Raw genomic sequence first — 13,576 nt, 5'->3', positions numbered from 1 at the left:
CCCCAATCCGGCGCGGGGGGGGGGGCCGGGGGGCCGAATGCGGGCCCGCGCGAGTTGTCCGGGGGTATGCGCCCGGGCCGGCCCCGGGGGGCCTGGCGTGCCCCGCCCCCCCCGCTACACCGGGGGGGGCACGTGGCGGGGTCGGGAAGTGTCTCAGCGCTTGCCGTATTCGACGCTGTTCAGCAGCGAACTGTCCGCATTACCGCTGCGGTCCACGTCCGGCCGGGTGTTCTGCTGCAGCGCGGCGGTGATGGCGAAAACCGCGATCGCGCCCAGCAGGGCACCGCCCACCGCACTCGCAATACCGGGGACAGCAAACTTCATCGCAGCACTCCAAACTCGACGCAGGCAGTATCCGGGCCAACCTAGCAGGACCACGGCAGTCCCGAAACGTACAGTCCGGCGTTTCACCCTACCGGGTACGGCCACGCCGGCCACGCCGCGCCGCGTCCGGCCGGCGGCGCGGTGCTGCGCCCCGGCGCTGAACGACCCGGCGGCAGCGCGGGCCCGCCTGGGGACACACCTCTACTTCGTCGTGTCCACCTGTAGCGCGCCGAGCAGGGTACGTAGTTTCGTGGTGGTCTCCTCGAGCTCCGATTGCGGATCCGAGGTCGCGACGATGCCGCCGCCGGCGTAGGCGCGCAGCGACAGCCCGTCGGCGGACAGTTCCGCGCTCCGGATGGCGACCACCCAGCTCCCGTCGCCGTGCGCATCGCACCACCCCACCGCGCCGCCGTAGAAACCCCGGTCCTCTTCGTGCGTGGTGATGTATTCCAGCGCCTGCGCGGTGGGGGTACCGCAGACCGCCGGGGTCGGGTGCAGCAGCAGAGCGAGTTCGAGCGCGCTGGGCGCCGGCTCGCGCAGGACTCCGTGGATCGGGGTGCCGAGATGCCAGACCTCGCGGGTGCTCACCAGTTGTGCGCGCGGGGGCACGGTCAGCCGGGTGCAGACGGGGCGCAGCCGTTCGGTGATCCAGTCGACCACGAACGCGTGCTCGGCACGGTTCTTCGTATCCGCCGCCAGCCGGTCCGCCTGCGCTGTGTCCGCCGCGGGATCGGGTAGCCGGGGCAGCGTGCCGGCCAGCGGATGCAGCGTGACCGCGGTACCGGTTCGCTGGACCAGGGTCTCGGGGCTCGCGCCCACCAGCGTCGCGCCGGTATGTCCGGCGGGCGTGAGGTCCACGGCGAAGACATTCGCGCGCGGATGCGCGGTCGATAGATAGCCGGCGACGACTTCGGTGTCCAGCCCGGCCTCCGCGGTCGCCAGTACCGAGCGCGCGGCCACCACTTTCCGGAGCGGCTGCCCCGGATCGCCGAGGATTCCGACCAGCCGCGCCACGCGGGCGCGATGTTCGCCGGGGGAGGGCTGCTCGCGCGCCACGTGGATCCGGGGCAGGGCGGGCAGCGCGGCCGGTCGCCACGATCCGGCGGTATGCGTGAATTCGGCGGGTTCGGCCAGCGCGGCCGGACGGCGAGGGTCGAACGGCAGTGCGCCGGCGATCACCCCCGCGCCCCGGTGCAGCGCCTCGGCCGCCTCCCACGGGTCGCGGTAATCGGTGCGTATACCCCTCGCGCGCACCACGCCGTCCGGCCGTGCCAGCAGGAACCCGGTCATGCTCCGACCGTAACGTCACAGCACGGCGGGCCTCTATGTCCACGCTGGGCGCAGCGGGCGCCGATCGATTCCGGCAGCAGCTCGATATCGCGATCGTGTGCCGTCGCCACCGTGCGACACCGGGTCGCCGATCGGTCGTCGCCGTTGCCGTCTGTGCGGCCGATCAGGTTTCGGCGCGCTGGTTGTGTCCGTTCGCGCGGCTGCGGTCGCGCTGTACCGGGGGCACCAGGAAGACCGGGCGGTGACAGTGTTTGAGCACCGCGTCGGCCACGCTGCTGTGCACCAAGGCGCGTAGTCCGGTGGCGCCGCGGGTGCCCGCGACGATGATGTCCACATCGAGTTCGTCGGCGACCTCGACGATCGCGTGCCACACACTGCCGGCGAATTCGTGGGTGCGGGCCTCGGCGTTCAAACCCGCCAGCCCGGCCAGGTGCACGCCTTCGGCGTTGATCTCCTTCGCCGTTGTATAGGCGATATCTTCCATATCTTCGTCGGGCACCCATTCGGGTTGCACCATCCCGGAGATTCCCGATATTCGCGCCGCCTGGCGGACCATCGGTTCCCAGGCGGTCAGCACCACCGCCCGGTCGGCGGAGAGGAAGCGTCCGGCGTATTCGATCGCGCGTTTGGCGTGTTCGGAACCGTCGTAGGCGATGAGCATCAGATCGCAGGGCATGGCGACCTCCGTGGCGGAGTCCTGACGGATGAATCCAGATTACCCCTGTCCCGATACCCGGCCGAGCTTTGCCACCGCGGGCCGGCGGGATACCGTGCAACGATGCGGAAGATGCCGTTCGTGCTGCTCGCGGTGCTCGCCATGATCGTTACCGGTTGTTCGGGCGGTGACGGTGGCGGGTCCGCGACGCCGACACCGGGTGCGCGCTCGCCGGAGGCCGCGACAGGCGCCGCGCCCGCGCCCACCACCGGCTCCGATTGTGCCGCCGAGTACCTGGGGCAGTTCAGTACCCGGGAGAAGCTGGCGCAGCTGCTCACGGTGGGGGTCACCGGGACCGACGACGCGCTGAGCGTGGTGCGCGACCATCAGGTCGGCGGCATCTTCATCGGCAGCTGGACCGATCTGTCGATGCTGTCCGACGGTGGCCTGCAGCAGGTGACGGAGGCGGCGAAGGTGCCGCTCATGGTCACCACCGACGAAGAGGGCGGCCGGGTGTCCCGGCTGAGCGATCTCATCGGAACGGCCCCCTCGGCCCGCGACACCGCGGAGACGATGACCGCCGACGAGTTCTACACCGCCACGCTGGAACGCGCCCGTGCCATGCGCGATCTCGGCATCACGGTCGATTTCGCGCCCGATATCGATGTGAGCTCCCAGCCCGACGATTCGGTGATCGGTGACCGCTCCTTCTCCGACGACCCGGCCGTGGTCACCGACTACGCCGACGCCTATATCCGGGCCATGCACGAGGTCGGGCTGGGGACCGTGCTCAAACATTTCCCGGGCCACGGCGCCGGTACCGGCGATTCCCATCTGGGCGCGGTACAGGTGGCGCCGCTGCCGGAGCTGATCGATCGGGATCTGGTGCCCTTCCGGGAACTGATCGGCAGTGGTTCGGCGGTGATGGTCGGCCATCTGGACGTGCCCGGACTGACCACACCCGGTGTTCCGGCGAGCATCAGCCCCGAGGTGATGTCTCTGCTGCGCGAGGGTTCCGGCTACGGCGCCGCACCGTTCGACGGCGTGATCTTCACCGACGACCTCAGCGGTATGGCCGCGATCACCGATCGCCTGTCGATCGAGGAGGCGGTCGAGGCCACCCTGGTGGCCGGTGCCGACAACGCGCTGTGGATCAGCACCGACGCTGTCGGTCAGGTGCTGGATCGGTTGGAGGACGCGGTGGCCGCGGGCCGGTTGCCGATGGACCGGGTGGATGCCTCGGTCCTGCGGATGGCCGACTACAAGCGGATTCCCCGCGCCTGCTGACCACTGGGAGACTCGGGTGCCGGGCGCCGCGGGGTGCCCGGTACCGTGCCGGTCTGATCGGCCCGGGGTTCGGGGGGTAAGTCCTGATCTCGCGCGCGGCGCACCTGCGCCGCCCCGGAATAGTTCCCGGCCCGGTGAACTTACTTTGGAGTAATATAAAGGGCTCACTGCGGTAGGAGAACGTGATGGCGGGCGGTACGAAAAGACTTCCGAGGGCGGTGCGCGAGCAGCAGATGCTCGATGCCGCGGTCGAAGTCTTCTCGCGCAAAGGCTTCCACGAGACTTCCATGGATGCCATCGCCGCCGAGGCCGAAATCTCCAAACCGATGCTGTACCTCTACTACGGCTCCAAGGACGAACTCTTCCGCGCCTGTATCCAGCGCGAAGGGATGCGGTTCATCGAATCTGTCGCCCCGGCCGGTAATCCGCTGCTCAGCCCGCACGAACAGTTGCGCACCGCGCTCGAGGGGTTCCTCGGGTTCGTCGATCGCCACCGCAACTCCTGGCAGGTGCTCTACCGCCAGGCACTCGGCCAGCAGGCGTTCGCCTCGGAGATCGAGAACGCCCGCGAACGGGTTATCGAACTCACCGCCAAACTGCTGGAGTCCAGCGCCAAGCACGCCGAACCGGGCACCAATTTCGATATCGTCGCGGTCGCGGTGATCGGGGCCGGGGAAGCGATCGCCGATACCGTCGCCTCCGGCCGGATCGATGTGGCCGAGGCGGTGGATCTGCTGGATCAGCTTGCCTGGCGTGGTCTGTCCGGCCGCAAACCCGAAGCGGCCGAGCGGGCCGACCAGGGCGAATAGCCGCCCGGCCCACTGCGCCGCGGCGTTTACCCGCGCGAGCTCTGCTCCTGCGCCGGTCGCGGCCGGTCGAGGCGGCGTGCCCACTGCCGGCACGGTTCTTCCACGAGTGCGTGACTCGCCGCGGCGATCGGCAGGGTGAACGCGATAGTAAGGACGAGCACCTTCAGGAAATCGCCGTGGAACGGCAGGATCCCGAATACCGGGAAGATCACCGACAGCACGGCCAGATGCCAGATGAAGATGCCGTAGGACCAGCGCCCCACCGTCGCCGCGGGCGCCGAGGTGAGCCAGCGGTGCCGTTTCCCGGCCGGGCCCAGCACCAGCGGTGCCAGCAGCGCGAAGCCGATCACCGCGCCCAGGCCCATTTTGGCCGCGTACTGCCACGGTTCCGCCCGGGTCAAGCCAGCGACCCCGCCCAGATCGGTCGCCGAGGCCACGAAGGCCGCGGCCGCGATCGACCACATGAGGGGCTGGTTGCCCAGGATCCGCCGCCACCGTGTCCAACGGTCGTCGCAGAGGAGTTCGGCCAGCAGCATGCCGCCCGCGAACCACGGGATGTAAGCGGGCAGCCAGTTGTCGGCGTGGATGGCGTCCGGTGTCGGGACCGGAATGAAGTTCCAGCTCAGGAAGACCAGACCGAGCGTCAGCACGGTCGGCACGCGGACCGCGGCCGCCCGGCCGCGCAGGCCGTGCAACAGCCAGGCGAGCAGCGGCAGCACCAGATAGAAGGCCACTTCCACGGACAGGCTCCACATCTGGGTGAGCCCATCGGTCAGGGTCAGCGGGATGAACACCTGCAGGAGCAGCAGGTTGGAGAACCACACCTGCAGCCCGGCGGTATCGGAGGCGGCGGGCACCAGGATGAGCACCGCGAACACCACCACCCAGTAGGCGGGCACGATCCGCGCGATCCGATGCCGCAGGTAGTAGCCCACTGTCGGGGCGTCGCCGAGACCGCGTGCGGCCAGCGCGTGCGGCCGCCACAGCAGGAAGCCCGACAGCGCGAAGAACACCGCGACCGCCATATCGAAACGTTCCAGCAGCCGGCCGAGCACCGGGATACCGGTGGCCCCGGTCTGGAACGCGACGTGGGTGAGCAGCACGCCGAGCGCCGCCAGCCCGCGCATCCCCTCGAGCGCGGGGAGAAAGGACCGTTGACGCGCGGCCGGCGCCGCCATGTCACCGGGCGCCCCCGCGGCAACGCTGGGCGCAGCCGTGCCGGGGACCGGCTGTGCTTCCGGGGTCGTGGCCGGAGTGGCAGTCACCGTACCTCCTGCGGAACCGATTCCTGCGGTTCGCGGAGGCCGAAGCGGTGGCGGAGGTATCGCATCATCGGTCCCCAGTCTGCCCGGACCGCCGCGGCGTGGGGAAGGCGGTATTTCACAATGCGCGCTAAACTCCTGCCGATTCGGGTCCGATTCCGGCCTCGCCAGCGCCCACATACCGATGTGGCTGTTAGTGTCAGGGCTCACGAGTGCCGCGGCGCCCCGCTGTACCCGCGGAACGACCTGTGTTCTACGACGAGGAGACTTTGCATGGCACTGAGTGCCGGAACCAGAAGGACGGTTGCCTGCGTGCTCGTGGGTCTCGGCGCGTTGCTGATCGTTGCCGCGCTGATGATCCCTACCTACACCGTCGGCAAAATGGCCAAAACTCCCCTCGATCTCGAGATCACCACCGTCGCGGTCAGCCAGAAGGACCAGGAAGCCCTGGTACTGGACTCGTCCTCGCTGACGGCAGAGGGGCGCACGGCCGAGATCAACGAGAACGTTCCGCTCGTCTCCCAGCGTTTCCTCACCGTCGAAGATCCCTCCAACGCCGACGAGATGACGATCCAGGCCGGTAACACCCTGCGCCGGATCGACAAATCGGGCGATACCGGTGTGCTGACGGCCTACGTCGACCGCGTCACCATCGACCGGGTGACCGGTGAGCCCGTCGCCACCGACCCCAACGGTTCGATCGCGATGACCACCAACACCAAGGGCGAGAGCATCGCCGAGCCGGTGCACCGCACCGGTCTGCAGTACCGGTTCCCGATCGGTACCGAGAAGAAGACCTACCCGTACTTCGACGTGCTCGCCCGGACTACCACCGATATGGAGTTCCAGGAAGAGACCGAGATCAACGGCACGAAGGTCTACCACTTCCGGCAGAACGTCCCGGTCACCGATCTGTCCAAGGTCTCCAACGCGCCGACCAACAAGCTCAGCCTGCCCGCCGCCAAATGGGGCGTCGAGGGCGGCGAGGAGCCGGTCACCATGTCGCGCTTCTACAGCAACGTCCGCGATGTGTGGGTGGAGCCGCAGACCGGCACCATCGTCAAGGGTGGTGAGCAGCTGAACATCTTCTACGGCCGCTCCGCCGACAAGCCCGAGGTGCAGGCGCTCAAGGCGAACATGGTCTTCGACACCGACACCGTGGAATCGCAGCTCGCGGTGGCCAAGGACAATATCGACCAGCTCTCGCTGTTCGGCCGCATCCTGCCGATCGTCTTCGGCATCGTCGGCGTCATCGCCCTGATCGCCGGTATCGTCCTCGGCGTCATGGGCGGCGGCTCCGGCCGCCCGGTCCGCACCGCGGGCCCCTCCGGCGGCCGCCCCGGCGGCCCGGCACCGGCGCCCGCCGGTTCGGACGCCCCGACCACCACCCTGCCCCGCAGCAGTGGCGCGGACGCCCCGACGGAAACCATCAAGATGCCGAAGAACCTCTAGGCCCAGCCGAGAGGGCCACGCCGAGGCCGAGTCGTCACGAAGCTCCCCGGACCTGACGTCCGGGGAGCTTTCTCGTTGCCGGCGACTCGGTCGTCGAGTATCGGCTCCCGCCTCGAGTAGGCCTCGAAGTCGCGGACGTGACGTGAATACACAGGTCACCGCCTACGGACAAATCGTCGATCAACGCTGTTGCGACGTCGACCACTGTGGTGGGAGTGACGGTGACGGTGGAGCCGGCTTCATTCTTGTAGGTCCGCTCGTCGCTCCGGAAATGCTTCTCGGCAAGCTCACGCGCTTCCTCTTCGGATTCCGCGTACAAAGGGTCGTGTCTTCCCTGTGCAGCGGTGTAGCCGTCATCGAGGGGCAGGGGACGTTGTCGGCCCGAACACGGTCTGTAGGTGGGCGTCGAGCACGGTCAGCGCGTCGCCGGGTGGGTGGTGTTCTACAGCGGCCCGGACGCCGAGCCCTTCGACAAGAGCGAGCAGTGCGGATGAGGTGAGGTCCGGGTCGAGATGGGTGGGTGCCTCTCCTGTTGCTTGCGCGCGGCGAATGAGATCGGCGATGTAGGTGCCGAGTTGGGCGTTGGCTTCATTCAGTTTCTCGGCGATGGCGGGATGGCGCGCGGTGTAGGCGTAGAAGGCGAGCGCGACGCGGCCCTCGATGCGTCGCGTTTCATCGAAGGGGAGCTGTTGGACGAGCAGGGCGCGGACGAACGCGCCCGGGGTGGGCGACCGGCCGAGGTCGGCTGCTTCGCTGCTGAGGCGGGTGTGGGTGCGTTCGCTGACCGCCTCCAATGCGAAGAGCAGCATCTCTTCTTTGGTGCGGAAGTAGTGCTGAACCATCCCGGTCGATACTCCGGCCTCGGCCGCTACGTGACGCAGGCTCACCGCCTCCACGCCGCGGTCGGCGGCCACCCGTAGGAGAGCGTCGGCGATCGCGGTCCGGCGTTCGTGGTGGTCGACCCGCTTTGGCATGACCACATATTTTCACATTGCAGTTGTATTGGACAACGGCCTCCGATGATCTTTACAATACGACTGCAATGTGAAATTCGGCCTGCCGTCCGGCAGTGCCTCAGGCGAAAGGTGTCACCATGTCGGATTCGACGCGAAACCTCCCCTTCGAGCGCCCCGAGCCGCTGGAGCCACCGCCGGCTTACGCGGAGTTGCGCAGCCGCGAGCCCGTGGCCGCGGTGACCACCTCCGAGGGGAAGCCTGCCTGGCTGGTCACGTCCTACGAGGCGGTCGCAACGGTCTTGGGTGACCCCCGTTTCGGGGTTGTCGCGCCAGGTGAGATATCGACCGGCGGTGCCACGCTGCTGCAGGACGGCGCCCCACATCAACGCTTGCGTCGTCTGGTCGGTAAGGCGTTCACTTCCCGCCGGATCGAGGCGCTGAGGCCACGCGTGCAACAGCTGGCCGATGAACAGCTCACCGTGCTGACTGCCTCCGGGAAACCAGCCGACCTGGTAGCAGGATTCGCCGCCCCGCTGTCCATCGCTGTGATCACTGAACTACTGGGAGTCGAGATCACGGAACGGGACCGCTTCCGGGAACTCGCCGACGCCGCCGGCCGGGCCGACTTCCTCGCCGACGGCGCCGGCCGGTCCGCCGAGCAGGCATGGGCGGAATTCGCCGGCTACGTCGGTACGGTGATCGCCGCCAAACGAGGACAGCTCGGCAACGATCTGCTCAGCACGCTCATCGCGGCCGGCGACAGCAGCGACGGGCGACTCGACGACTACGAACTGACCACGCTGACCTTGACGATCCTCGCCTCCGGCTACCTGACGGCCACCAATGCGATCTCGGTCGGAGTACTACAGCTTGTCGCCGAAGGCAGACTGGCCACGCTCGGCGAATGCACAGCGGCCGAGTTGGAGGCGGTCGTCGAGGAGGTCATCCGCTTGCAGATCGGCCAGATCGGTGAGGCATTCCCGCGCTGGGCGCACGAGGATGTAGAGCTGGCCGGAAGACGGGTCCGAGCCGGTGACATGGTCCTCGCCCGGCTCGGCGCGGCCAACCGCGATCCCGCCCACTTCCCCGAGCCCGATATCTTCGACCCGAACCGCAACGCGGCACCCGAGCAGGCCGGGCGTCATATGGCGTTCGGCCGCGGTCCCCACCACTGTCTCGGCGCCGCCCTGGCCCGTCTCGAAATCGGCATCGCACTACAGGCGCTGGCGTTCCGGCTTCCGAGACTGAGGCTGCACGGGAACGTCCACGACATCGAATGGACCCGCAGCCACGCCGACACCGGACCGATCGCCGTCCAGGTCACCTGGTGAATGCTCCACGTCAAGACCACGTCGATGCCGAACAGGTCGCCCATGACCATGGGGCGAAGTTCTCCGGCGGCGCCTCAGCTGTCCCTCGGCTCGATCGGGCGGCAGCCACCAGGCCGAACCGTGGTCGCGCCGGCCTGCCGGATATTGCATTGCATACAATTCCGCCTCTTTGCAGCGGCAAACGAACCCCCGCCTCGAAATCTGGCGGGGCGGGGATTCGGCCTCTTGCATCCGGCTACGGCACGGTTCAGCGCAGGGTCGCGGTGAGGTGTGGGTACCCCTTCTTCGGGTGTCGCAAGGCCAGGTCCCAGCCCTCCGGCACCTGGTCCGCGTACACGTTCACCGTCGAGGGAAGCAGGACGGGTTTACCGAACTTCACCGCATAGGTGGTGCTGCCCGGGATCCGGCCCTCCAGCGTGGACAGGATGGCCGCCGCCGACCACATTCCGTGGGCGATGGCGCGCGGGAAACCGAATGCTTTGGCGCCCAATGCGGAGGTGTGGATCGGGTTCTGGTCGCCGGAGGCGTTCGCGTACCGGGTGATCGTCTGCTGATCCACCTTCATGGTCCGCAGCGGGGGCGGCGGGACCTCTTCCGGTTTCGGTTCGGGTTTCGGCCCGCCCGACAGCGACGTTTTCTGCTGGTGCAGGAAGGTGGTGACCTGGCGCCACACCAGTTCCCGGCCCACCCGGATCTCGCTGATCGCGTCCACCAGCAGCCCCTTGGGGTGCTCGCGGAGGTTCTCGATATGGGCGGTGATATCGAGCGGTTCGCTCACCGAGATATCGCGGGTGCGTTCGATGAGGTTCTCCGCGTGCACCGCGCCCACCGCGACGAACGGGAAATCGCGCTGCACCACCAGTTTCATCACCATCGGGAAGGTGATGACGAACGGGTAGGTCAGCGGGAGCGTGTCACCGAACCGTAGCCCGGTTGCCCGGCAGTAGGCGGCCAGATGGTCCGGATCGACCCGCAGGCCCTCGAGCCGGACCTCGCGGTCCGGGATCGCCGGTTTCCGGCCGGCGACGAACGGCAGCGGGACCGCGCCCAGGGCCGCCTTCACGTAGAGGCTGCCGTTCTTCGGGGGTGCGTCGAGGGTGATGGTCTCGGTCATCACGCGCCGATCATGCTCTGGCCGCAGACGCGGACGATATTGCCGTTCACCGCGTTCGATGCCGGGCTGGCGAAGTAGGCGATGGTTTCGGCGACGTCCACGGTCTGCCCGCCCTGGTTGAGCGAGGCCATCAGGCGCCCGCCCTCGCGGGTGGCCAGCGGAATCGCGGCGGTCATCGCGGTTTCGATGAAACCGGGGGCCACGGCGTTGATGGTGATGTCCTTCTCGGCCAGGGCGGGTGCCTCGGCGTTCACCATGCCGATCACGCCGGCCTTGGAAGCGCCGTAGTTGGTCTGCCCGCGGTTGCCCGCGATACCGGCGATGGAGGAAACGTCGATCACCCGGCCGCCCGCCTTCAGCGCACCCGCGGCCACCAGGCCTTCGGTGATCCGGTGCGGCGCGGCGAGGTTGACGTTCAGCACGGCGTTCCAGCGGCCCTCGTCCATATTCGCCAGCAGCTTGTCGCGGGTGATGCCGGCGTTGTGCACGATGATGTCGATACCGCCGAAGCGTTCGGTGGCGAATTCGGCGAGCCGTTCCGCAGCGTCGGGCGCGGTGACATCCAGTGCCAGCGCGGTGCCGCCGACCTTGTTCGCGGTCTCGGCCAGGGCCTCACCGGCGGCCGGGATATCGGCGACGATCACGGTGGCGCCGTCGCGGGCGAAGACCTCGGCGATGGTCGCGCCGATACCGCGTGCGGCACCGGTCACCACGGCGACCTTGCCGTCGAGCGGGCGGTTCCAATCGGCCGGGGCGGTCGCGTCGTCCTTACCGACGCGGATCACCTGGCCGTCGACGAACGCGGATTTGGCGGACAGCAGGAACCGCACGGTCGATTCCAGGCCGGTGGCCGCCGGGCCCGCCTCGGGATGCAGGTAGACCAGCTGCGAGGTCGCGCCGCGCAGCAGTTCCTTACCCACCGAGCGGGTGAAACCCTCGAGCGCCCGCTGCGCGATCTGGCCTTCCACCGAACCGGCGAGTTCCGGGGTGGTGCCGATGACCAGCACCCGGCCCGACGGCGCGATGCTGCGCATGGCCGGCTGGAAGAACTGGAACAGCTGGGCGAGGTCGTCGATGCTGTTGAGACCGGTCGCGTCGAATACCAGGGCGCCGTACTTGGTGCCCGAGGTCAGCGAATCGGCGAAGGTGTAGTCACCGGAGAGAAGTGTGCGCAGGGGGTCGGCCACCCGACCCTTACCGCCCAGCAGTACCGGCCCCGGCAGCGGCGGTTCGCCGGGGACGTAGCGCCGCAGCTTCTCCGGCTTCGGCAGGCCCAGCTTGTTCGCGAGGAACCCGCCCGGCGCGGAGTTGACGAACGATCCGTAGAGGTTGGGTGCGCCCTTGCTCTTGGCTGCCACTGTTCCCACCTTTTCTGTTGCTCGGTTGTGTGTCGTACCGGCCGTTCACCGGCCCGCCCGTGAGGTGCCCCACGGCGGCCGGCCACGCCCTGACCGGCGGCGCCCCGGCCGGTGTCGACATTGAACTTACTCCAGAGTAAGTTTATCGTAAACCGATCGCGGGCGGGCGTCGGCCGCCGCGGCCGGGTACCGCGGCTCCGGGGCCGCAAACACCCGACCCTCTCGCCAACTCGACAACCTGGGAGACCCGAGTGACCACCACACCCCGTTCGACTCGACCGGTCGCCATCCTCGGCGGCAACCGCATTCCGTTCGCCCGTTCCGACAAGGCCTACGCCCAGGCCTCCAACCAGGACATGTTCACCGCGACCCTCGACGGTCTGGTGAGCCGTTTCGGTCTGCAAGGTGAACGCCTGGGCATGGTCGCCGGCGGCGCCGTCCTCAAACGCGTCGGCGAACACGGCATGATCCGCGAGAGCGTGCTCGGCAGCACCCTCAGCCCCTATACCCCGGCCCACGATCTGCAGCTGGCCTGCGGTACCGGCCTGCAGGCCGTGGTCACCGTCGGCGACGCGATCGCGGCCGGCCGCATCGAGGCCGGCATCGGCGGCGGCACAGACACCACCTCCGACGCCCCGATCGGGGTCAGCGAGCGGATGCGCGAATGGATGCTGAAGGCCAACCGCGCCCGCACCAACGCCGAACGCCTCAAACTGGTCGGCCAGCTGCGCCCCGGGATGATCGGCATCGAGATCCCGCGCAACGCCGAACCGCGCACCGGCCTGTCCATGGGCGAGCACGCGGCGATCACGGCCAAGGAATTCGGTATCGCCCGCGAAGCGCAGGACGAACTGGCCTACCTTTCGCACAAGAACATGGCCGCCGCCTACGAACGCGGCTTCTTCGACGATCTGGTCACCCCCTTCCTCGGGCTCACCCGCGACGACAACCTGCGCCCGAATTCGTCGATCGAGAAACTCGCCACCCTGAAACCCGTCTTCGGTGTGAAGCTCGGCGATGCCACCATGACGGCCGGTAACTCGACCCCGCTCACCGACGGCGCCTCCGCCGTCCTGCTGTCCAGCGAGGAATGGGCCGCCGAACGCAGCCTGCCGGTGCTCGCGCATCTGGTGGACAGCGAGGTCGCGGCTGTCGATTACATCCACGGCCCCGACGGCCTGCTGATGGCGCCCACCTACGCGGTGCCGCGGATGCTCGCCCGCAACGGCCTGACGCTGCAGGATTTCGACTACTACGAAATCCACGAGGCGTTCGCCTCGGTGGTGCTGGCCACTCTGCAGGCCTGGGAGTCGGACCAGTACTGCAAGGAGCGGCTGGGTCTCGACGGCGCCCTCGGCCCGATCGACCGCACCAAGCTGAACGTGAACGGCTCCTCGCTCGCCGCCGGGCACCCCTTCGCCGCCACCGGCGGGCGCATCGTCGCCCAGACGGCGAAGATGCTGGCCGAAAAGGGCTCGGGTCGCGCGCTCATCTCCATCTGCGCCGCGGGCGGCCAGGGCGTCGTCGCCATCATCGAACGCTGAATTTCTGGCGCCGCCTCCGGCGGCGCGGGGGTGGGGGGGCCCCCGGGGGGGGAGGTTAACACCCCCCCCCCCACCCACCTATGCGCGGGGCGCGGGGGGGCGCCCCCGCGCGGGGGGCCCCCGCCCCCCACCCCCACCCCCCCCCCCCGCCCGCGGCCCCCCCCCCCCCCCCCCCCCCCCCCGATTGCCCGACC

The 13,576-nt window shown here is 68.7% G+C and carries 13 protein-coding genes; 5 read left to right on the top strand and 8 right to left on the bottom strand.

Features of this window, described 5'->3' with window-relative positions; translation table 11 throughout:
* Nucleotides 1–153 precede the first annotated feature (153 nt).
* The 3 genes from QH276_RS04355 to QH276_RS04345 all read right to left on the bottom strand — a co-directional run bounded on the left by QH276_RS04355 (nt 154) and on the right by QH276_RS04345 (nt 2,290).
* On the bottom strand, nt 154–324 hold the full coding sequence (locus QH276_RS04355) for a DUF2613 domain-containing protein (protein WP_280400240.1): 171 nt from the start codon (nt 322–324) through the stop codon (nt 154–156).
* 201 nt (nt 325–525) lie between these two features.
* The gene (locus QH276_RS04350; RefSeq protein ID WP_280400239.1) at nt 526–1,614 is read right to left on the bottom strand and encodes an isochorismate synthase; all 1,089 of its coding nucleotides are present in this window, start codon (nt 1,612–1,614) and stop codon (nt 526–528) included.
* A 163-nt stretch (nt 1,615–1,777) separates the two neighbouring features.
* Nucleotides 1,778–2,290: a universal stress protein gene (locus QH276_RS04345; protein WP_280400238.1), complete on the bottom strand. Its 513-nt coding sequence runs from the start codon at nt 2,288–2,290 to the stop codon at nt 1,778–1,780.
* Nucleotides 2,291–2,392: 102 nt separating this feature from the next.
* Here QH276_RS04345 and QH276_RS04340 point away from each other — a divergent pair, with 102 nt between their 5' ends.
* Together QH276_RS04340 and QH276_RS04335 are read left to right on the top strand one after the other, a co-directional pair.
* Nucleotides 2,393–3,556, top strand: coding sequence for a glycoside hydrolase family 3 N-terminal domain-containing protein (locus QH276_RS04340; protein ID WP_280400237.1), 1,164 nt, complete (start codon nt 2,393–2,395; stop codon nt 3,554–3,556).
* Between the two features lie 185 nt (nt 3,557–3,741).
* Nucleotides 3,742–4,365, top strand: coding sequence for a TetR/AcrR family transcriptional regulator (locus QH276_RS04335; RefSeq protein ID WP_280400236.1), 624 nt, complete (start codon nt 3,742–3,744; stop codon nt 4,363–4,365).
* 26 nt (nt 4,366–4,391) lie between these two features.
* On the opposite strand, the gene QH276_RS04330 is transcribed toward QH276_RS04335, so the two are convergent.
* Complete coding sequence (locus QH276_RS04330; RefSeq protein WP_280400242.1) at nt 4,392–5,543, bottom strand: acyltransferase family protein; 1,152 nt, start codon at nt 5,541–5,543, stop codon at nt 4,392–4,394.
* A gap of 357 nt (nt 5,544–5,900) precedes the next feature.
* Here QH276_RS04330 and QH276_RS04325 point away from each other — a divergent pair, with 357 nt between their 5' ends.
* Nucleotides 5,901–7,079: a DUF3068 domain-containing protein gene (locus QH276_RS04325; RefSeq protein WP_280400235.1), complete on the top strand. Its 1,179-nt coding sequence runs from the start codon at nt 5,901–5,903 to the stop codon at nt 7,077–7,079.
* A gap of 34 nt (nt 7,080–7,113) precedes the next feature.
* On the opposite strand, the gene QH276_RS35480 is transcribed toward QH276_RS04325, so the two are convergent.
* Both QH276_RS35480 and QH276_RS04320 read right to left on the bottom strand, forming a co-directional pair.
* Nucleotides 7,114–7,398: a DUF4288 domain-containing protein gene (locus QH276_RS35480; RefSeq protein WP_432278675.1), complete on the bottom strand. Its 285-nt coding sequence runs from the start codon at nt 7,396–7,398 to the stop codon at nt 7,114–7,116.
* Between the two features lie 34 nt (nt 7,399–7,432).
* Nucleotides 7,433–8,053: a TetR/AcrR family transcriptional regulator gene (locus QH276_RS04320; protein ID WP_280400234.1), complete on the bottom strand. Its 621-nt coding sequence runs from the start codon at nt 8,051–8,053 to the stop codon at nt 7,433–7,435.
* 119 nt (nt 8,054–8,172) lie between these two features.
* On the opposite strand from QH276_RS04320, the gene QH276_RS04315 reads away from it, so the two are divergent.
* Complete coding sequence (locus QH276_RS04315) at nt 8,173–9,366, top strand: cytochrome P450 (RefSeq protein ID WP_280400233.1); 1,194 nt, start codon at nt 8,173–8,175, stop codon at nt 9,364–9,366.
* Nucleotides 9,367–9,613: 247 nt separating this feature from the next.
* Here the strand turns inward: QH276_RS04315 and QH276_RS04310 are convergent, their stop codons facing one another.
* Both QH276_RS04310 and QH276_RS04305 read right to left on the bottom strand, forming a co-directional pair.
* Nucleotides 9,614–10,480, bottom strand: coding sequence for a MaoC family dehydratase (locus QH276_RS04310; protein WP_280400241.1), 867 nt, complete (start codon nt 10,478–10,480; stop codon nt 9,614–9,616).
* On the bottom strand, nt 10,480–11,838 hold the full coding sequence (locus QH276_RS04305) for a 3-oxoacyl-ACP reductase (RefSeq protein WP_280400232.1): 1,359 nt from the start codon (nt 11,836–11,838) through the stop codon (nt 10,480–10,482). Before QH276_RS04305 ends, QH276_RS04310 begins: the two co-directional genes overlap by 1 nt.
* A gap of 251 nt (nt 11,839–12,089) precedes the next feature.
* On the opposite strand from QH276_RS04305, the gene QH276_RS04300 reads away from it, so the two are divergent.
* The gene (locus QH276_RS04300; protein ID WP_280400231.1) at nt 12,090–13,382 is read left to right on the top strand and encodes an acetyl-CoA C-acetyltransferase; all 1,293 of its coding nucleotides are present in this window, start codon (nt 12,090–12,092) and stop codon (nt 13,380–13,382) included.
* Nucleotides 13,383–13,576: the final 194 nt, after the last annotated feature.

Source organism: Nocardia carnea (genome assembly GCF_029869215.1).
GTDB classification, from domain to species: Bacteria; Actinomycetota; Actinomycetes; order Mycobacteriales; family Mycobacteriaceae; genus Nocardia; species Nocardia carnea_B.
The sequence above is the reverse complement of the archived record's forward strand: the minus strand, read 5'-3'. Positions and strand labels throughout refer to the sequence as shown.

Coding starts and splice junctions, on each gene's coding strand:
- QH276_RS04355 (WP_280400240.1), bottom strand. CDS start 324: ATGAAGTTTGCTGTCCCCGGTATTGCGAGTGCGGTGGGCGGTGCCCTG.
- QH276_RS04350 (WP_280400239.1), bottom strand. CDS start 1,614: ATGACCGGGTTCCTGCTGGCACGGCCGGACGGCGTGGTGCGCGCGAGG.
- QH276_RS04345 (WP_280400238.1), bottom strand. CDS start 2,290: ATGCCCTGCGATCTGATGCTCATCGCCTACGACGGTTCCGAACACGCC.
- QH276_RS04340 (WP_280400237.1), top strand. CDS start 2,393: ATGCGGAAGATGCCGTTCGTGCTGCTCGCGGTGCTCGCCATGATCGTT.
- QH276_RS04335 (WP_280400236.1), top strand. CDS start 3,742: ATGGCGGGCGGTACGAAAAGACTTCCGAGGGCGGTGCGCGAGCAGCAG.
- QH276_RS04330 (WP_280400242.1), bottom strand. CDS start 5,543: ATGGCGGCGCCGGCCGCGCGTCAACGGTCCTTTCTCCCCGCGCTCGAG.
- QH276_RS04325 (WP_280400235.1), top strand. CDS start 5,901: ATGGCACTGAGTGCCGGAACCAGAAGGACGGTTGCCTGCGTGCTCGTG.
- QH276_RS04320 (WP_280400234.1), bottom strand. CDS start 8,053: ATGCCAAAGCGGGTCGACCACCACGAACGCCGGACCGCGATCGCCGAC.
- QH276_RS04315 (WP_280400233.1), top strand. CDS start 8,173: ATGTCGGATTCGACGCGAAACCTCCCCTTCGAGCGCCCCGAGCCGCTG.
- QH276_RS04310 (WP_280400241.1), bottom strand. CDS start 10,480: ATGACCGAGACCATCACCCTCGACGCACCCCCGAAGAACGGCAGCCTC.